This is a genomic window from Oscillospiraceae bacterium MB24-C1, from assembly GCA_030913685.1.
GTDB lineage: Bacteria > Bacillota > Clostridia > Oscillospirales > Ruminococcaceae > Yanshouia.
In genome coordinates, this window is sequence record CP133187.1 from 2,594,748 (window position 1) to 2,612,932 (window position 18,185).

Genomic DNA, 18,185 nt, shown 5'->3' on the forward strand with positions numbered 1-18,185 from the left:
GGATTATCAGCACACTGGCAAAGGAGGATTGAGACCATCTTTTAATTGGCGCCCCTAAATAACAGAAAAGGAACCAATTTATAAATGACTATTAAAGAAACGCTCAAGCGCATCAACCCAAGCGGGTGGATCGCGATATTGTCCGTTATCCTGCTGGCCGAATTGGTTATAGCGGGTACAATATATATTAACGCAAAGCTTGATAAAATCGGATTTGACAAGGGGGATGATTTGCCGGCTGACGCGTGGAGTCAAAGCCTGGGCAAACTCGATCACATCAATGTGCTGCTGCTGGGCACCGACGAGCGCGCGCCGGATGGTGGGATCGGAGATTTTGGTTCGCAGCTGCAACAAAATGCCCGTGCCGATGCCTGTATGCTGCTGAGCCTTGATCTCAAGACGCACACGGCGCATCTGGTCAGCCTCGAACGCGCCATTGGTGTGCCGATAGAGGGCGTTGGGGAGGACTGGTTGACCCATGTCTTTACCTACGGCGGTGCCGAAGCCATGCTCAAAACCGTGCGGGAGCAGTTTGGCGTTGAGGTCTACCGCTATGTGCGCGTCAATGTCGGCGTTGCAGCCGATTTGATCGACGCCATCGGTGGCGTGGACATCATACTGACCGAGACTGAGGCCGCCGCTTTAAACGGCGAAATTTACACCAACTCGGTCACCAAGAACCGCGTCACGCCGGGGTTAAACCACCTTGATGGTTTTGACGCCATTGCCTATGCTCGCCAGCGGTTTATCGACAGCGACTTTCACCGGGTGCAGCGCCAGCGCAATGTGTTGCAGGCGGCAATAGACCAGACCAAGACGCTGAATCTCAAAGAGCTTGACAACCTTTTGGATGTGGCACTGCCGATGGTGCAGACCAACTTCACCAAAAGCGATATTACTGCGCTGATTCCAAAAGCACCGTCATTTTTGGGCGTGAAGCTTCAGCAGATGACGTTGCCGCTTAAAGGTATGTACGGGAAGAAGTATACCGATGACGGACGCAGCCTCATGATGCTAGACCAGGAGGAGACCACCCGTATTTTGGATGAATTCTTCTACGGCAGCTTTGACCCTGAAACCTACGTCGCCTCCGACGAAGTGCAGTCGCGGGTGTGGCAGGCACAGCAGCAGGCGATGGCCGAGTGGAACAGCAAGCATCCTGCACCGCCCGTTGATAGCGGGCAATCGGAGCGGGCGCAGCAGCCAGAAAGTGAAGATGCAGAAACAGATGCAGCAGCCGACACACAGCAAACTAATAACGAAGAAGATGATAATGACGACGGAGAAGATGATGACTTTGATCAATTGGGCACCATTCTCTGGACGCCGGATGACGACGAATAGCTCTGTAAAAACAAAAAAGTAAAAATTATTTTAGGAAAGCCGGATGATTTTGAACACCGATCATTTGTATCGCTTAAACAAAAAAGATCTTCCTCGCGCTATCCAGATACTATGCAGATGCTTTGAAAAAGACCCGTTGTACCAAAAGCTGATCCCGCAGGATAAGGTTCGCCTGCAAGCGCTGCCCAGCCTGTTTGACTGCGATGTACACGAGATGTACGACACCTGCGATGTGCTTTCCAACTCCCCCGAGATGAAGGGTCTTATTATTCTGGACGATGAGACAGAAAGCTATAATCCCCTGCATTTTTACGCCACCGGCGCATTTTACACCCTTAAAACCGACATGTGTTTGATCAGGGGCGATTTGAGCCTTGGCACGCTGCTCAACTTTTTCACCGGCCGCAAATACCTCAATTCCGAGTGGCTTGAGCGGTTGAAAACCAAACGGCGCATACATATCATCTATCTGGCTGTCGACCCCCAGTACCAGGGTACCGGCATTGCGCACCGTCTGCTTGGGCCGGTGCTGGACTACGCTGACCAGCGGGGCCTGTTGGTTACGCTTGAAACGCACAACCCCCAAAACCTGAAATTTTATACCGACTGCGGCTTTTCGCTGCATGAAATGATGAGAAGTCACTTTGACCTCGTGCAGTATTGCATGGTGCGTGAGCCAAAGAGTGGCACCGTCTGCCAGCTGATGCCCCAGCCGACTGCTGTGCCGGCACCGGCTTAAAGCAAGAAGTAACAAAAGGGAACCGGAGAAATCCGGTCCCCTTTTTGTTTTGTATTAGAAAACGCATCGATAAGATACGTTTTCCGCGGCTAAAACTGATAGCCCTCCGCCAACTTGTTTACGCTGACATAAACATTGGAAATTTCATACCAGGTGGAGAAATCGACCGAGCCGTTGACCGGTAGATGAAATATTTCCTGAAACTCGCGGACCGATTCGGCGGTTTTCGGTCCGTAGACGCCGTCTACCCGCACCTTGGGAATCTTCGGAAAATGGGTGGCGATGCTGTTGAGCTGTTCCTGAATGGTACGCACATCCCGCCCGGAGGAGCCGACCTGAAGCACAACACCCGGGAAGGAGAGCGGAACCCCCTCGACTTTGTCGGCCTGAGAGAGATAGACGTCAGGCCCGTAATAGTGGCGTAGAATAGATAAAGCGTCATAGCCCTGCGTACCTAATTCCTTAGAGCCCCACTGTTCCAAAACTTTGGGGCACTGCACCCGAACACCGTCACAAAACTGGGCAAAAAGCGGCTGGCGGATGCCCGGCTTTGTTATGTAGGTCGTAAAAATTTCATCTACAACCACCGAGATGTTCTCAAAAACATTGCGTCCATACACAAACGCCTGGTCAAAGGCCGTGGAGTTGGTAATGGTAAAATCATAGCCCTTGCCGCGGTACCATTCGGTATAAACGCGGTTGAGAACAAACGAGAGGATGGCCAGCACATTGGCGTGTATTGTCTGCTTGGGCCATGTGGAATAGATTTCGGAACTTGCAACGTTTTTAATATAATCCTTAAATGGAATCCAAACGTTTTCCGCTGTTACAGTTGGCCTGCCCAGATGAACGACAATATATTCTGGTACCACTGGCTCGGGCAGCACGACATAGCCTTGCTTTTCGGGCAATGGCTTGACCGCGGCTTCGGGAATTTTTGGCGGGTAAACACCCCAAAGCGTGTGCTGGTTGATGTTGATGGTGCCAGGCACGCCCTCTTTGGTGACGCGGGGGGTGATGTTGACACCCTGAAGAGCGGTGACGTCGGGCAAAATTTGCACGCCGTTGATGGTGATGCCTTCAAAATCGGGCGCCTCAACTCGTATATCATATTCGGAATAGGGTTTGGGGCTCATCGGTTCTAACGAATAATCCAGCGGTGGGGCGGCCAGCTCCACCTTTGGCGCCTGACCAGAGGAATCCGTTTTTAACTCCTCAATGACCCGGTCAGTTCCCGGCTCAATAATCCTGACAGTGGCGCTGTCCACAGGAAAACTCGTTGCAATGGCATTGACGTTAACCGCCAGCCCGCCAAGGCTGGACGATCGTCCTGCTGGGGTATTGTTGGGACTCATATTTTCTCCACCTCCATAATATGATTATATGCAGAGATTTTATAATAGAATACCTGCGGCATTTAAGTTAATAAAGCCGCCTAGGAGGTGGATTCTTGGAACACCGGCTCATCCCTTTAGAGCCAAATGTTAAGTTTGCAACCGAGTTGCTGTCTGAAGGGAACCTGTTGGAGGTCATCATCAAATTTCACGGGGACCTCGATGAAATTGCACGCCAGCTCAACGGCGTTGCCGAGCGGCTCAATGAAAATTATGCTATCCTAACCATTCCGCTGAGTTCATTTTCCAATCTGTTTACAGTGCGGGGGGTGGAGTACTTTGAAATGCCTAAATCAATGGCTTATATGATGCAGCGCAGCATGGAAAAATCGTGCGTTCCTCCCGTTCAGCGAGAGAGAAGCTTCGGTCTGCGTGGCAAAGGGGTTTTGGTTGCGATTATTGATTCAGGAATCGATTATACGCACCCCGATTTTCGAAACGAAGACGGCAGTAGCCGAATTTTATACCTGTGGGATCAGTCGCTGGAAGGCACGCCGCCCCCCGACTTTAACGGTGGACGGCTGTTTACCAAAGAGGAGCTGGACGCTGCGCTAAAAAGCCCCAACCCTTACAGCGTGGTGCCCTCCCGCGATGTCATTGGGCACGGCACCGCCGTGGCAGGTATCGCCGCCGGAAACGGCCGGTCAAGCGACGGGCAAGAATTAGGCGTAGCGCCGGAGTCAGAGCTGATTGTCATTAAGCTGCAGCGGTCGGGTGCCATAGGGTTTGCTTTAAGCACCGCAATTATGCGCGGGGTAAAATTTGCGTTGGATACTGCACAGGCGCTTGAAAGACCGGTTTCCATCAACATCAGCAACGGCACCAATGACGGTGCGCACGACGGGAACTCTTTGTTTGAGCAATACCTAAACTCGGTTTCAGAACGCTGGAAATGTGCCATATGTGTCGCGACAGGAAACGAGGGCTCCTCCGGACACCATTTTTTTGGCGTTGCCGCTGAGAAGCGAACCAACTACGCCGAGATGGTGGTCGGAGAAAATATTCGTAGCCTTTATATCACACTATGGAAAAACTTTGTAGATTCTATCGAATATGAACTGATTGCGCCATCTGGGCAGAGTACTGGTAATATCGCTGCCACCCAAAGCGTCACGCTAACGGTGCTCGACCGCGTTCAGGTGTCGGTGCTTTATGGTCAGCCCAACCATTATACCACCAGCCAGGAGGTGTATTTTTCGCTCAACGCAATTGGCGATAGCATTCCACAGGGGTTGTGGCGTTTGTCATACACCGGCGTCAGTGTTGTCGACGGCCGATTTGATATCTGGTTACCGATGACCGACGTCGTAACACGGCAGACCGCTTTTTTGGTGCCGAATATACAGAACACCATCACTATACCGGCTACAGCCTATAAGGTTATTTCGGTCGGTGCATATAACTCATTGCTCAATACCAGTGTCGACTTTTCGGGCCGTGGCATGCCTTATGGCCGATACGGCCAAAAACCCGACCTGGTGGCACCGGGGGTCAATGTTTTAACCACCAAGACGGGCGGCGGCTATGACCGGTTTACCGGCACCAGCATCGCAACACCGTTTGTGACTGGCTCGGCGGCACTGATGCTTGAATGGGGCGACATCAAGGGAAACGACCCATTCTTATATGGCGAGCGCATCAAGGCGTTTTTATGCCACAGTGCAGCGAGGAGCTTTCCGCGCGCCTACCCCAACCCGGAGTGGGGCTATGGTGCGCTAAACCTCTGCGACACGATGGGCGAGCTGGTGATTTTTAACCAGAGGGGAGGCGCATTCCGATAGATAACGACGAATTGCTTCAAGAGTTACTATACGATCCAGACGCTGTGGATTTTGTCATCCGTAAAAATCAGGAGCTTGAAAATATTCTCAGGGATACTGGAAAAGTAGCCATTGCTTATACGCTGGCCGGCAGATATACCTTTTGTTACACGAGTGGAAAATATTTTGAAGAGATTGTCACGCTGCTGGGTGGCAGCTTTATCGCCACGGCCTCACTGGTGCTGGGGCTTTTGGACCGCGCGAGCTTGGAAACCAGCGGAATTCTTCAGGTACATCGGCAGCCCTATCTGGATTTACTTGGACGCGACGTTTTAATAGGATTTGTCGACACCGGCATCGACTACACGCTCGATGTGTTTCGCTACGAGGATGGCACCACCAAAATTCACTACATCTACGACCAGACCATTGAAGGCGTTCAACCGGAGCCCAACTGGGTCGGCACCGAATATACCGAAGCGCAGATCAACGAAGCGCTCCAATCTCCCAACCCCCGTGAAATAGTTCCCCATGAGGACACAGTTGGGCATGGCACTTTTCTGGCCTCAGTCGCCGCGGGACGCGCAGTGGGCGATTTTATCGGTGCGGCACCGGACGCGGGCATTATTGCCGTCAAGCTTCGCAAAGCACGGCCGTTTTATCTTGAGCGTTATCTCGTCCCCAAAAACCAGGAAAACGCGTTTGAATCCAGCGCGGTAATGCTGGGGGTTGAGTACATTCTAACCCGGGCCCAAAAGCTGGGAAAGCCGGTTGTTATCTGCATTGGATTGGGCAGCAATTTTGGTAGTCACGATGGTTACAGCATTTTTGCAGAGTATTTAAGAGGCGTCTCCACCCTCAAGGGGGTGTGCCTGTGCGTTGCAGCGGGCAACGAAAGCCAGGCGCGGCATCACACGCAGGGTATTATCAGCGCCAAGGGCGAAACACAGAACATCGATTTAATAGTCGGCGACCGTGAGGCCGATATTGTTATTTCGATCTGGAACAACGTTTCTGACAGAATTTCGGTTTCGGTTTCCTCGCCCGCCGGAGAAACAGTAGGGCGTCTGCCTGCCAAGGCGGGTAGCACGCGCTTTACCAGCCTCGTTATGGAGCCCACCACCATCGACGTCAGCTACTTTTTCCCCATGGAAGGTACCGGTGCACAGATGACGGTGGTGCGGCTCATCAGGGCATCTCCGGGGATTTGGACCATCACGCTGCATGGGGATATCATTTTAGATGGCAGCTTTCACGCATGGCTGCCAATGACAGGATTCGTTGATCCGTCCGTGGAGTTCTTATCCACATCACCTTATTACACCATCACGGTGCCGGGCGTCATGAACGAGGCGATTTGCTGCGGCGCCTATGACCCACAGCAGGAGAGCCTATATGCCAAAACCTCGTGGGGGCCGACCAGGCTTGAGATGCTGGCGCCCGACCTTGTTGCTCCGGGTGTCAATATCGGTGGTTATTATCCCAGCGGTTATGGATTGATGGATGGCACCAGCATCGCCACCGCCATTACGGCGGGCGCCTGTGCGCTGATGATGCAATGGGGGGTGGTGGAGGGCAATGACACGGCGTTTAGCACCTATCAGATACGCGCTTATCTCATTCGCGGCTGTTCGCGCAACGAGGGGACGCGGTACCCCAACCCGCAATGGGGATATGGTGTGCTAAATTTAATGCAAACCTTCCAGCTTATGCGTGAGCTGTAACAGTATATCCTAGCGCAAATCGATTTATGGTGGTAGGCCGCTATTGGCTGTCCGCACGGCAACTTTGCTAATCAGCCCGGCAATAGGTTAAAGAAAAGGTGAATGCAACCTTTAAGTGGCCTGAGGGGGCAGCAAAATCTGATTGGGAAACCGTTTCGCTGCCCCCAAGCTATCTTGCGTGTAGAAAAAAGCACAGGGCAACAAAACAAGGTTGACCTGTGCTAAAATTATAGTTTTATTGTCTTAGCAAAGCATTTTCAACCGCTTTTCGGATTACTTTGCTGGAGTATGTTGCGCCACTGACAAGATCGACATTTGTTGTTTGGCTTTGTAACATCTTATCCACGATACCTTCGGCGGCTGAGCCTTTTCCATTATCATGCTCTAGCAACATGATTTCAGTCATAACCCCATTTTTGACTGTCACCTGAGCTTTAACATAAACGGGACCCGCCCCAAACTCGCCTGTGTAGCTGCCGTCTGCAATGGCACTTAGAGTGATATCAGAAAAAGTGGTATTAGAAAGAATTTCCTCTCCTTTTTTAGCTAGAGATATAAAATTTACAAATACAATTGCAAGTGCAAGCAACATAAACGCAATAACAGACACAGCAATAAGGAGCCTTTTTCGTGTTTTAAGCATTTTGGGTCTCCTTAATTTGCTTTCGTACAAATTCAAGTGCAGATGTTATTTCAGCCTTGTTCGGATGCCCCATTGCCTTAAATAAAAAGCTGCCCTGGCAAAGAAACTCTTTGCCCACAAGGTTAAGCCCCACATCTGTTAGAGTTTGGCGAAGACTACCCTGTGCGATATTTCTTGTGGATGAGGTCAAAAGCGCCACCTTTTTAATTTGACTCGGAGAAAGTTGTTTGACATAGTTAAGAAGTTCTTGCTTGCTTTCTCCGCCATAAATGCCACTTACAATAAAAAGCAGGTCGCAGGGAGGGATTTTAGGGTTTTTCTTTAGGTCGTGTGTCGGAGCACCTATCTCATCTGCAATTCGGTGTGCGATTTTCTTGCTGTGGCCAGTCATTGTCGCGTATAGAATTTGTACATTCATACTCAATGCTCCTTCATATTCCCAAGGTTTGTATAGATTTTTTGCTGTACTGTGCGCAGCGTTTCTATTTCTTCGGCCGTTAGGTGGTTAAACATTCTGTTTAAAAAATCCTCTGTAATTGCTTTGTTTTCTTCATCCCATTGCTGACATTTTGCAGTTGCAACAATACGCATGGTGCGGCGGTCTGTGGGATCGTCCTCTACCCGCACAAAGCCCTTCTTCTCAAGCTTTAAAACCAGCTGCTTTATGTTTTGGTGGGAGCTATCGTACATGTCAGCAAGCATCTTGAGGGTAGGGGGCTCTTCAAACATTTCGAGCACCATAAGTACAAACCACTGCTTGGCTGTCAATTCGTCAGTAGTCCGATCCATGACAGTTTGTAGACGATTAGAAAGCAAAAAAATGTTCCCGAAAACAAATTTCCTTTTATCTAGTTTTTCTAAATCATACATGGAATAGCTCCTTTTAGTAATACATTACCTATTATAGGTAGCATATTACCTTTGTCTTCACTTGTCAAGATCAAGCGTTCTAAATTATAAATTTTACCGTTTTGTCTAAACCCTCATACTTTTTTATACAAAAGCGATGGCTGTTTGCGCCAAAATTTAAAGCACCTTATAAGAATGCTAATTGGTGCAACTGATTTACACAAAAAGCCCCGACCGCTTTACTGGTCGGGGCAAACATTTTCAGATGGCAGCTGTCAGACGAGCCGCAGAATCTGCGCGCCTAGCTTTTTGGCAACCGCTTCGTCGTGGGTCACCAGCAGTACTGTTTTTCCGTCGGCATACTGCGTGATCAAGGGCAGCAGGTGGTCGCGCGTGTTGTCATCTAACCCGGTGAAGGGTTCGTCTAAAAACAAAAGGTCAAAATCGGCCAACAATGCGCGGGTAAGCGCCACGCGGCGCTGCATGCCGCCGCTTAAATTGCGCACCGGATGATAGAGGCTGCCACCAAGACCGGCTTTTGTCAGGGCCTGTTCCATTTCCGCTTTTGTCCGATGAGGGCAGACAAAACGGAGGTTCGAGATGGCGCTCATATTCTCGCAAAGGCGGTTTTCCTGGAACATAACGCTTTTTTTAGGGTTCGTAATATCACAGAACACCCGCCCCCCATCGGCAGGGGTCAACCCCATCAATGCGCGCAGCAGCGTGGTTTTTCCACAGCCTGAGGGACCCAGAATACAGGTTATGCCCGATTCAAAACAGTGGGAGAAATCTTGCAGGACGATTTGTTCGCCAAAGCGGACGGTCAACGAGTCGGCGGTGAGCGTCATAGGGCGTCACATCCTTTCTATGCGGCGGACGAGAGCGTCGAGCGCCGACAAAAATAGCCAGCCAAACAGCATGCTTAACAGCACAATGACCACCGTCCACGCGAAGAGATCGGGGGTGTCGAGATAAATTTTGGCCTGATATAACCGCTCTCCGACAGAGCCCTTTGGGATGCCGATGACTTCGGCGGCGATTCCAGATTTCCAGCACAACCCGATTGAGACGGCACAGGCCGAGCGCAGATAGGGCAGCAGCTGTGATAGGTACAAATAGCGCACCCGTCGCGCAGTTGGAACGCCAAAAACGTCGGCTAATTCCAGCATGGCGGGGTCGGTCGCATACAACCCCTCGCACAGGTTGATGTAGATGATCGGTAGTGCCATCATGAACGATATGGCGATCGAAAGGCTATGCGACGGCACCCAGATGAGCAACAGAATGATAAACGACGCAACTGGCGAGGCCTTAATAACCGCCATGAGCGGCGAGAGCAGCGTGTAAAACAGTTCAAACCGTGCCGCAATCGCCGCCAGCAGCGCGCCGGAGATTAGGGCGGCAAAAAAGCCGGCGGCAATTCGGATAAATGAGAAGGCGACGGTGTGCCAGAATGTAGGTTCCAGCACCAGCACCGCCAGCCGTTTGAGTACCGTGACGGGCGAAGCCAGCAGCAACGCCTGTGAAAGCGCCATGCTGCCCAACTGCCACAGCAGCAGCCAAAACAGCACCGCAGCCGCCTTTAAAAGCGCTTTTTGGACAGGGCTAGCCGACAAAGTAGAAGTTTTCATCGGGCAAAGCCCCTCCCACAGCCTTGGGGTTCTGGTCAAAGAGGATGGCGAGATAGCCACTTAAACGCTCGCGCATTTCCTCACCCGCAATAAAGGTGATGTTGCATTGGGGAATGGCCTTTTGTGCGATGGCAGACGACACAATTTCGTAGTGCGCCACAAGGTCGGACGCGGCCTCGATGTTGTTGGGGTCGGTAACATAGTCGACCGAGGCTTTATACGCGGTCAGAAAATCTGCCACGGCCTGGGGGTTGGTTTTGATAAAATCGGTTCGCGCCACCACGACACCGGTTATGAGCGACGAGGGCTTCTCCTGCGCTTGCGCCCACTCGCGGTTGAGGTCGAGGGTCACGCGAATCTCGTTGTTTTTCATCTGGGCTGCGGTGACAAAGGGCTGCGGCAGCATGGCGATCGTCTTTTCCTTCACATCCAGCACCGCCGCACACTCGGCGTGCTCAGCTTTATACTCGATGGTGACGTCCTTTTCGGGGTCGATACCGTTCTGCTCCAGCATAAAGTTCAGTGCATATTCGGGTGTGGCGCCCTTGCCTGCCGACAAGATGGTCTTGCCGCGCAGATCCTCAACGGTGTGGATATCCTCGCCATTTTCGACGATGTAAAGGACACCCAGTGTGTTGATGGCCAGCACCTGTACCTGCCCCTTGGTGTTGTTGTAGAGAACTGAGGCGAGGTTGGCGGGAACGGCGGCGATCTGAATGTCGCCCTGCACCAGTTTAGGTGTAATTTCATCCACCGCGCCCGCAATGTTGAAGGCGTAACGGTTTTGGTCTGCGTCATCAGCCATTAGTTTGACCATGCCCATAGCTGTGGGACCCTTGAGCGCAGCAACCGTAATCGGTGCGGCAGGTTCGGTCTGGGAGGGGGCCGTCGAAGAGGTGACGTCCGAAGTCGCGGGCAAAGACGGCGCCACAGAGGACGAAGCGGCACCGCAGCCGCAGAATATAAGGGTGAGCGCCAGTACAAGGGGAATCAGTTTCTTCATAACTCTTTTCCTTTCAATAAAAACGATGGATAAGTTCAGCCATAGCGTGCTAGCACAGTTTAAATTACCGGGTCAAGCGGCTTTTACTTTGTAAGTTGGTTGAGCCTTATTCATCAGTTTCAGGCTTGATGTGATTAATAAACGCATCGCGGTCAAGCAACGTGATGCAACTTCGGTCAACCTGAATTAATCCTGCATTCGAAAGAGCCGCCAGTTCCCTAAACAGGGCGGCCCGGCTCATGCCTAAAATTTTTGCTAACTGTTCCTTAGAGCAGCCAAGTCGCACGGTGTTTTGCCGATCGGCGTTGGTTAGCAGATAATCCGCCAGCTTTGCCCGACCAGAATGTGCTGTGAGCAGCGCAATACGCCGAATTAAAAAGCGGATTTTGCCATTTAAAATCGTCATATACCGCTCGGCCAGTGCGGGACTGACGCTGAGCATCTGTAAAAACGCCTGTTTGGGAACAAAAACGATTTCGGTGCGCTCGCGGCAGACCAGACGGGTTTCAAGCTCGTTTTGGGTGAACAGATTGCTGATGCCAAAGACCTCTCCTGCGCCGAGGCTCGAAAGGCTAACCTCGCTTTCTCCGGGCGAAATGCCAAAAACACCGACGCGTCCTTTGGCGATAACGCCAAGCACAGGTTCACCATCTAGTGTATCTTCGACGGGTTCCCCGCGTTTAAAGCTTTGTGCGGACAGTGCATTTTCATCAAATTCGCAATCAAAAAACAACGGGCAGGCAGTGACGGCGGCCTTGATCTGAGCCTTTGTCATGGCGATTTTCCTCCTTGGATTGTACCCTAATGCCGGTGTCCCACTAAAAAAACAGATGGCTTTTTTAGTAGGGCGTCAGCATAAGCAGGACAATGTTATCATAGATTTTTTAGAAATGCAATAAAAACAGTATCATTTGAGACGGTTTTCATTGTGCGATTAATAATAGTATTTACAGCGATGGGTGGAATTTTTAAAACGGCAGAATAATTTTAAAAACAGATTTTATAAAAAGCGCGCCGACACATGGCACCCCATGTTCCACAAACTATATAGATTGGGGTCAACTTAAACGGCGGCGTCATTCGACGCCGCCGTAGGTGCTTGATATTTTAAATTAGCGGGCAGGTTAGCCCAAAAGCGTTGCAAAGTCCACATCTGACAGCGTAGCGCCCTCGGTTGCGACCACCGCAGCCGCCACGCGATTTGCCAGCGACAGCGCCGCCGAAAGCGGTAGCCCGCGGCACAGCCCCAAGATCGTCGTTGCAACGTGCGAGTCGCCAGCGCCGATGGTATCCACCACCTTTTCTGAAACGCCCGGCAACGTGTAGGTTTTGCCGTCTGGGTTCATCCAGAAAACGCCCTGTTTGCCGAGGGTGACGATGACAGTGTTCTGCGTTTTGGCTATGAGATTGCGTGCCGCCGCCGCGACCGAATCGGCCTTGCCCAGCGCCATCGCTTCTGACGCGTTGAGATGCAATATGGGGTGCAGCGCGTACATCCGCTCATTCTTTTCGCTCGGAATGCGCACGCCGGTAGGGCCGGGCGCGTAAAACAGCGTCTCAATCGGCGCGGTTTCAAGATACTCAATCAGCGCGCCGCCAGTTTTCTCCTCAATTTCCAACCCGCAGACGTATCCAAGGTCAAAGCGCTTTGCGCTGTGCGGCTGCATCCACGCGGAGTTAAAGGTATATTCCACCCCGTGGTACGAAACAAAGGTGCGCTCGCCGCTTTTTTCGACAAAGCAGTAGCAGCAGCCGTTTTCCGCCTCGGGCAGGTCGATATAATCGGGGAAGGCGAGTGCGTCGAGCTGGCGTTTAACGTAATTGCCATAAACGCCCTGACCACCCACCGGGGTGATAAAGGTCAGCGGAACTTTGGCGCGCTGCAAAATATTGGCGACGTTATAGGCACAGCCGCCAACCGAAAAGCGCTGGCTTTCGGGGTGTAAATCCTCCTCGGTTTTTGGCAGATGATCTAAGCGGATAATGACGTCCACACAGGTGGAGCCAATGACAAGCACATTTTTCAAGGCAGGAATCTCCTCGCTATCAATGATTCACTGAGGTATTGTATCAACTTTGGCGAAAAAGGTCAATTTATGGTATAATACATTTTTATAAATGCAAATATTTTCGACTAAAAGAGGGCTTTTATGTACGAGCAAATGATAACGCTTTCCAACGCTTTAAACGATAAACTGACCGCTTGCCGGCGCGATTTTCACCGTTACCCCGAGACGGGCTGGCTTGAGATGCGCACCAGCGCCATCATCGCGCAGCGGCTGACCGATCTGGGCTACGAGGTACTCACCGGAAAACAAGTCTGTCGCGAGGGTGCGCGCATGGGTCTGCCGGACGAGACCGAGCTGCGCGAACATGCTGAAAAAGTGCTGCAACAGGGCGCACCTGCAGCCTATCTGACCGACGAGATGAAGCAGGGCTACACCGGTGTGGTTGGCATTCTGCGCTGCGGCGCGGGGCCGGTGGTCGCGCTTCGGTTTGATATTGACGCACTGGGAATGCAGGAATGCACCGAGGACACCCACCGCCCGACCCGTGAGGGCTTTGCAAGCCGAAACGCGGGTAACATGCACGCCTGTGGGCATGACGGACACGCGGCAATCGGCCTTGGCGTGGCTGAGGTGCTGATGCAGCTTAAAGACAAGCTGCACGGCACGGTGAAGCTTTTGTTCCAGCCGGGGGAAGAGGGCGCGCGCGGTGCCGCAGCCATGGTGGCCAACGGCCTGTTGGATGATGTGGATTTCTTTGCCGGTTCGCACATTGCGCCGGATAATGGCCCCGACGACGGCGACGTGACACCCGGCACCTACGGCTCCCTTGCGACGACGAAATATGACGTGACCTTTAAAGGGCGGGCGTCGCATGCGGGCGGCTTCCCCGAGCAGGGCAAAAACGCGCTGGTTGCCGCGGCTGCGGCCGTGATGGCGCTTCAGGCCATCCCACGGCACAGCGGCGGACAAAGCCGTGTCAACGTTGGCACACTGCACGCGGGAACGGGGCGAAACGTCATTCCCGACATGGCCTGCATGCAGCTCGAGGTACGCGGCGAAACGACCGAGATTAACGCCTACATGGCCGAAATGGCGGTCAACGCTTGCAACGGTGCGGCGCTGATGCAGGGCTGCACCTGTGAGATGGTCAAGATGGGCGAGGCGCAGGGTCAACAGAGCGATCCGGCCTTTATTGCGCGCATCGCGGCGTTGATGCGCCGTCATCTGCCGGATTTAAAGGTCAGCAGCTGCGAGAACGCTCAAAACTGGGGCAGCGAGGATATTTCGATCATGATGAACCGCGTTCAGGCGCGCGGCGGGCTGGCGACCTATATGCGCGCCATGACCCCTATCGCCTCGCCCCAACACACGGTGCAATTCGATTTTGACGAGGTCGTGTTGTCTAAGAGTGTCAAAATCTTCTGTGCCATTGTCTGCGACCTGATCGGCGAGAACTAATTCTAATGGAATATCAGCATAAGAGGGGAAAAGCATGAGCCGTATTTTAATCGACAATATTACCGTGCTGACGATGGATCAAAACAACACGGTGTATCAAAACGGGTATCTGCTGACCGACGGCGACAAAATTGCGGCGCTGGGCGGCGGGGCCTTTGCGGGTGACAATGACGAATATATCGACGGTGCGGGTGGCATTTTGCTGCCGGGTTTTGTCAACACCCACTGCCATGTTTCAATGATGCCATTTCGCTCACTGGGGGATGACTGCCCCGACCGGCTGCGGCGCTTTCTCTTCCCGTTGGAAAACGAGGCCATGACACCGCGGCTTGTCTATCTCGCGGCGAAATATGGCATTTGTGAGATGCTACTCTCGGGCACTACCACTTTTTTGGACATGTATTATTTTGAGGACGAGGTGGCGCGCGCCTGTGAGGAAATGGGTATCCGCGGCTATCTGGGCGAGACGATCATCGGCCAGCCCACCTGTGTGAGCGAGACACCCTACGGCGGTTTTGACTATCAGCGGGGCTTTCTCGAAAAATACCGAAGCAGCAGCCGGATTCATCCGATCATCGCGCCACATGGCACGACCACCTGCGACGAAGCAGCGCTGAAAAGGGCGCATGCGCTCGCCGTTGAATACGACACGTTGTTCACGCTGCACGCTTCTGAGATGGACTACGAAATGGCGCACTTTGCCGAGCGGGGAAGCACCCCGACCGCGTTTCTCGATAAAATTGGCGCGCTTGATGCGCGCACGTTACTGGCGCACAGCATCCATGCGAATGATAACGACCTTAATCTGATTGTAAAACGCGGCGCGGCGGTGGCGCACTGCATCGCCAGCAACACCAAGGCGGGCAAGGGGATTGCCCCCGTCAAGGGGATGATCGAACGCGGCATTGCGGTGGGGCTTGGCACCGATGGGGCTTCCTCGGGCAACACATTAAGCATGTTTGACCAGATGCGGATGTTTGCAAACTGCCACAAGACCGCCAACCGTGACCGCGGGCTGTTCCCTGCCAAGGATATTGTGCGTCTTGCGACCACTGGGGGCGCTCAGGCGCTGCACGGTGCGCGGGAATATGGGCAGCTTGTCCCCGGGATGCAGGCCGATCTCGTGTTGGTCGAGACCGATTCAGTCAATATGTTTCCGGTGTTCGACCCTTTTTCGGCGCTTGTTTATTCGGCGAATGCCTCTAATGTGCGCACCGTGCTGGCGCAGGGGAAAGTCGTCGTGCGCGACAAGGAATTGGTTGGGCAGAGCCTGGGTGATATCCGCGCCGAGCTGTTTGCGGCGATGGGGCCGTTTGTCACCGCCGCAGAAAAATATCGGGACGTTTTATAAAAGTAGGATTTTGAGCCGGGGCTGTGTCAGCTTCGGCTCTTGCTTTTGGTCAAAGTTTCGCAGGCGCGCACGGTAAAACATCAGCTTATGGCGGTTGTCAAGCGCGTTCAGGAAGAAAAATTCTTTGTATCCCGCCGCCGCTATGATAAATATTGGTGATATTTCCACATTTATCATATGCGGCGTTTTATCTACCATTACTGAAATAAAGCCTCCGGTTATATATCTCAAAAATTTTAAAAAATGGAGGCTTTAAGCTGCTCAAACTGCCGAAAAAGCTCACTGTAATTGACTTTAGTGTCGTAAAATGTTAGTCTAAAGTGTATTTTTTCAAAGGCATTAAACGGCGCAGTTATTGCGCGAACATTTTTTATAATAAAGGGAGGAAAGCTCTGGTGAAGCGTGCAAAGGGCGTTGTCTGGCTGCTGCTTATGCTGCCCGGCATTTTATTTGTCACCATATTCATGCTGATTCCGCTCTGTCTGCTGGCGGTCACCACCGTCTCTCCACAAAGCGGTACCTTCTCGCTGGAGGCTTACATCGCCATGTTTGGCAGTGAATATTTTCGTCAGGTGTTCGCCCGCAGCCTGCGCCTGAGTCTTTTGAGCACGGCGGTGTGCGCGGTGCTGGGTTTCCCGACAGCTTACTACATAGCGCGCTTTTCAAAGCACAAGGGCATGCTCATGGCGCTGGCGGTGTTCCCGATGTTCACCAGCCCGGTTATCCGGTCTTTTAGCTGGATGGTCATTCTGGGTAAAAAGGGCATCATCAATAGCATTTTGGTGGGCAGTGGGCTTTTTGCCAAGCCGCAGAGCCTTTTGTATAACGAGTTTTCAATGACCGTCGGTTTTGTGCAACTGTTTTTGCCGCTGATGATCCTATCTTTAATCGGCGTGATGGACAGCATCCCCGACGATCTGAGTTTAGCCGCCTGTAATTTGGGCGCGACGCGGTTGCGGGCATTTTTCAGCGTGGTGTTTCCACTGAGTATCTCGGGACTTGTTACCGGTAGCGTTCTGGTGTTCACCGGTTGCCTGACCGCTTATACGACGCCGCAATTGCTCGGCGGAACCGATACAAGGGTGCTTGCCACGGTTATTTATCAATACGCCATGAGCCTTGGCGACTGGGTTCAGGCCTCGGTGGTGGCGGTTACCATGATCGCAGTGACGGTGGCGGTGTCCATTGTCTTCAACGCATTCAGTAAAAAGATCAACCCCATGGTTTAGAGAGGACGTGTATCTGTGTCGCTTTTGGAACTGCAAAACATCACGGCGGGTTACGATAAAAATATTATCCTCAAAGATTTTAACCTCAGTGTGGAAAAGGGCGAGCTGCTAAGCCTCTTGGGCTCAAGCGGCTGTGGCAAAACGACCACGCTGCGCCTTGTCGCAGGCTTTTCGGAGCCTATGAGCGGCAGCTTTATGTTTGATGGCAAGGATTACACCCGGGTACCGCTTCATAAGCGCAACTTTGGCTTTGTGTTTCAGAGCTATGCACTGTTCCCGCACATGACGATATTTGACAACGTCGCGTTCGGCCTTAAAATGCGGAAAATGGATACAGCCGCTATTGCCGACGCAGTACATAACATTTTAAAAACTGTGGATTTAGAAGGGTTTGAGCATCGGCTACCGCGCGAGCTTTCGGGCGGGCAGCGGCAGCGCGTGGCATTGGCCCGCGCACTGGTGGTCAAGCCCGACCTTTTGTTATTCGACGAGCCGCTTTCAAACCTTGACGCCAAGTTGCGCGTCAAAATGCGCGTCGAGATCCGAAAATTACAGCAGGAGCTGGGGTTTACGGCCATCTATGTTACCCATGACCAAGAGGAGTGCTTTGCCATCAGCGACAAGGTCGCCATCATGAACAATGGCGTCATTGAGCAGCTCGGCGCACCCAGCGAGATCTTCAACAACCCCAAAACCGAATTTGTCGCCCGATTTGTGGGCTTTGAAAACTTCTTTAACCTCACGCGTACCGGCGAAAAGAACTTCACGGCGGCCGGTGTGTCGCTGGCGGTCGATCAGCCTTGTATGGGTGATAGCTTTAAGGGCTGCATCCGCCCTGAGGATATTGTCGTCTGTCCCGCCGGGGAAAAGACTGCAAACGCCGTGCCGGGGCGGGTGGTTGTTAGCACCTTTTTGGGCAAGCGCAACCAGTACAACGTCGAGACGCCAATCGGTGAGCTGGTGGTCAGCACCAGCCAGGAACAAGCCTTCAACATCGGCGACGCGGTGACGCTGTCGCTGGTGTCGAATAAAATTATTTTAATCTAGGGGC

At 52.4% G+C, this 18,185-nt stretch carries 17 protein-coding genes; 8 read left to right on the forward strand and 9 right to left on the reverse strand.

Annotation, left to right across the window (positions count from 1 at the left end; translation table 11 throughout):
- Window positions 1-84 precede the first annotated feature (84 nt).
- Both RBH76_12440 and RBH76_12445 read left to right on the forward strand, forming a co-directional pair.
- Entirely contained in the window at window positions 85-1,344 is a 1,260-nt protein-coding gene (locus tag RBH76_12440) for an LCP family protein (protein WMJ83531.1), read from the forward strand.
- A gap of 43 nt (window positions 1,345-1,387) precedes the next feature.
- A complete protein-coding gene (locus RBH76_12445; GenBank protein ID WMJ83532.1) occupies window positions 1,388-2,083 on the forward strand; it encodes a GNAT family N-acetyltransferase in 696 nt (231 codons plus the stop codon).
- A gap of 89 nt (window positions 2,084-2,172) precedes the next feature.
- Here RBH76_12445 and RBH76_12450 read toward each other — a convergent pair whose 3' ends face one another.
- A complete protein-coding gene (locus RBH76_12450; GenBank protein WMJ83533.1) occupies window positions 2,173-3,438 on the reverse strand; it encodes a peptidoglycan-binding protein in 1,266 nt (421 codons plus the stop codon).
- Between the two features lie 95 nt (window positions 3,439-3,533).
- Between RBH76_12450 and RBH76_12455 the strand changes: the two genes are divergently transcribed.
- Together RBH76_12455 and RBH76_12460 are read left to right on the forward strand one after the other, a co-directional pair.
- Complete coding sequence (locus RBH76_12455) at window positions 3,534-5,258, forward strand: S8 family peptidase (protein WMJ83534.1); 1,725 nt, start codon at window positions 3,534-3,536, stop codon at window positions 5,256-5,258.
- An 11-nt stretch (window positions 5,259-5,269) separates the two neighbouring features.
- Window positions 5,270-6,961, forward strand: a complete 1,692-nt coding sequence (locus RBH76_12460; GenBank protein WMJ83535.1) for a S8 family peptidase — start codon at window positions 5,270-5,272, stop codon at window positions 6,959-6,961.
- 235 nt (window positions 6,962-7,196) lie between these two features.
- On the opposite strand, the gene RBH76_12465 is transcribed toward RBH76_12460, so the two are convergent.
- The 8 genes from RBH76_12465 to RBH76_12500 all read right to left on the reverse strand — a co-directional run bounded on the left by RBH76_12465 (window position 7,197) and on the right by RBH76_12500 (window position 13,105).
- The gene (locus RBH76_12465; protein WMJ83536.1) at window positions 7,197-7,604 is read right to left on the reverse strand and encodes an FMN-binding protein; all 408 of its coding nucleotides are present in this window, start codon (window positions 7,602-7,604) and stop codon (window positions 7,197-7,199) included.
- The gene (locus RBH76_12470) at window positions 7,597-8,022 is read right to left on the reverse strand and encodes a flavodoxin domain-containing protein (protein ID WMJ83537.1); all 426 of its coding nucleotides are present in this window, start codon (window positions 8,020-8,022) and stop codon (window positions 7,597-7,599) included. The genes RBH76_12465 and RBH76_12470 overlap by 8 nt, the downstream gene beginning before the upstream one ends.
- A gap of 2 nt (window positions 8,023-8,024) precedes the next feature.
- Entirely contained in the window at window positions 8,025-8,474 is a 450-nt protein-coding gene (locus tag RBH76_12475) for a MarR family transcriptional regulator (GenBank protein WMJ83538.1), read from the reverse strand.
- Between the two features lie 254 nt (window positions 8,475-8,728).
- A complete protein-coding gene (locus RBH76_12480) occupies window positions 8,729-9,301 on the reverse strand; it encodes an ATP-binding cassette domain-containing protein (protein WMJ83539.1) in 573 nt (190 codons plus the stop codon).
- A 6-nt stretch (window positions 9,302-9,307) separates the two neighbouring features.
- Window positions 9,308-10,084 (reverse strand): ABC transporter permease subunit, encoded by a 777-nt coding sequence (locus tag RBH76_12485; GenBank protein ID WMJ83540.1) that lies wholly within the window; start codon window positions 10,082-10,084, stop codon window positions 9,308-9,310.
- A complete protein-coding gene (locus RBH76_12490; GenBank protein WMJ83541.1) occupies window positions 10,059-11,087 on the reverse strand; it encodes an ABC transporter substrate-binding protein in 1,029 nt (342 codons plus the stop codon). The genes RBH76_12485 and RBH76_12490 overlap by 26 nt, the downstream gene beginning before the upstream one ends.
- A 106-nt stretch (window positions 11,088-11,193) precedes the next feature.
- Window positions 11,194-11,862, reverse strand: a complete 669-nt coding sequence (locus RBH76_12495) for a Crp/Fnr family transcriptional regulator (GenBank protein WMJ83542.1) — start codon at window positions 11,860-11,862, stop codon at window positions 11,194-11,196.
- Between the two features lie 349 nt (window positions 11,863-12,211).
- Window positions 12,212-13,105 carry a PfkB family carbohydrate kinase gene (locus tag RBH76_12500; GenBank protein WMJ85231.1) on the reverse strand — a complete coding sequence of 298 codons (894 nt, stop codon included), beginning with the start codon at window positions 13,103-13,105 and terminating at the stop codon, window positions 12,212-12,214.
- Between the two features lie 132 nt (window positions 13,106-13,237).
- Here RBH76_12500 and RBH76_12505 point away from each other — a divergent pair, with 132 nt between their 5' ends.
- From RBH76_12505 to RBH76_12520, 4 genes are all read left to right on the forward strand, one after another.
- Window positions 13,238-14,554: an amidohydrolase gene (locus RBH76_12505; GenBank protein WMJ83543.1), complete on the forward strand. Its 1,317-nt coding sequence runs from the start codon at window positions 13,238-13,240 to the stop codon at window positions 14,552-14,554.
- 34 nt (window positions 14,555-14,588) lie between these two features.
- Entirely contained in the window at window positions 14,589-15,905 is a 1,317-nt protein-coding gene (locus RBH76_12510) for an amidohydrolase (protein ID WMJ83544.1), read from the forward strand.
- A 395-nt stretch (window positions 15,906-16,300) separates the two neighbouring features.
- Window positions 16,301-17,134 (forward strand): ABC transporter permease, encoded by an 834-nt coding sequence (locus RBH76_12515; GenBank protein ID WMJ83545.1) that lies wholly within the window; start codon window positions 16,301-16,303, stop codon window positions 17,132-17,134.
- Between the two features lie 15 nt (window positions 17,135-17,149).
- Entirely contained in the window at window positions 17,150-18,181 is a 1,032-nt protein-coding gene (locus tag RBH76_12520) for an ABC transporter ATP-binding protein (GenBank protein ID WMJ83546.1), read from the forward strand.
- Window positions 18,182-18,185: the final 4 nt, after the last annotated feature.

Excerpts from the sequence above, each read along its gene's own strand:
- RBH76_12440 (WMJ83531.1), top strand. The coding sequence starts at position 85 with ATGACTATTAAAGAAACGCTCAAGCGCATCAACCCAAGCGGGTGGATC.
- RBH76_12445 (WMJ83532.1), top strand. The coding sequence starts at position 1,388 with ATGATTTTGAACACCGATCATTTGTATCGCTTAAACAAAAAAGATCTT.
- RBH76_12450 (WMJ83533.1), bottom strand. The coding sequence starts at position 3,438 with ATGAGTCCCAACAATACCCCAGCAGGACGATCGTCCAGCCTTGGCGGG.
- RBH76_12465 (WMJ83536.1), bottom strand. The coding sequence starts at position 7,604 with ATGCTTAAAACACGAAAAAGGCTCCTTATTGCTGTGTCTGTTATTGCG.
- RBH76_12470 (WMJ83537.1), bottom strand. The coding sequence starts at position 8,022 with ATGAATGTACAAATTCTATACGCGACAATGACTGGCCACAGCAAGAAA.
- RBH76_12475 (WMJ83538.1), bottom strand. The coding sequence starts at position 8,474 with ATGTATGATTTAGAAAAACTAGATAAAAGGAAATTTGTTTTCGGGAAC.
- RBH76_12480 (WMJ83539.1), bottom strand. The coding sequence starts at position 9,301 with ATGACGCTCACCGCCGACTCGTTGACCGTCCGCTTTGGCGAACAAATC.
- RBH76_12485 (WMJ83540.1), bottom strand. The coding sequence starts at position 10,084 with ATGAAAACTTCTACTTTGTCGGCTAGCCCTGTCCAAAAAGCGCTTTTA.
- RBH76_12490 (WMJ83541.1), bottom strand. The coding sequence starts at position 11,087 with ATGAAGAAACTGATTCCCCTTGTACTGGCGCTCACCCTTATATTCTGC.
- RBH76_12495 (WMJ83542.1), bottom strand. The coding sequence starts at position 11,862 with ATGACAAAGGCTCAGATCAAGGCCGCCGTCACTGCCTGCCCGTTGTTT.
- RBH76_12505 (WMJ83543.1), top strand. The coding sequence starts at position 13,238 with ATGTACGAGCAAATGATAACGCTTTCCAACGCTTTAAACGATAAACTG.
- RBH76_12510 (WMJ83544.1), top strand. The coding sequence starts at position 14,589 with ATGAGCCGTATTTTAATCGACAATATTACCGTGCTGACGATGGATCAA.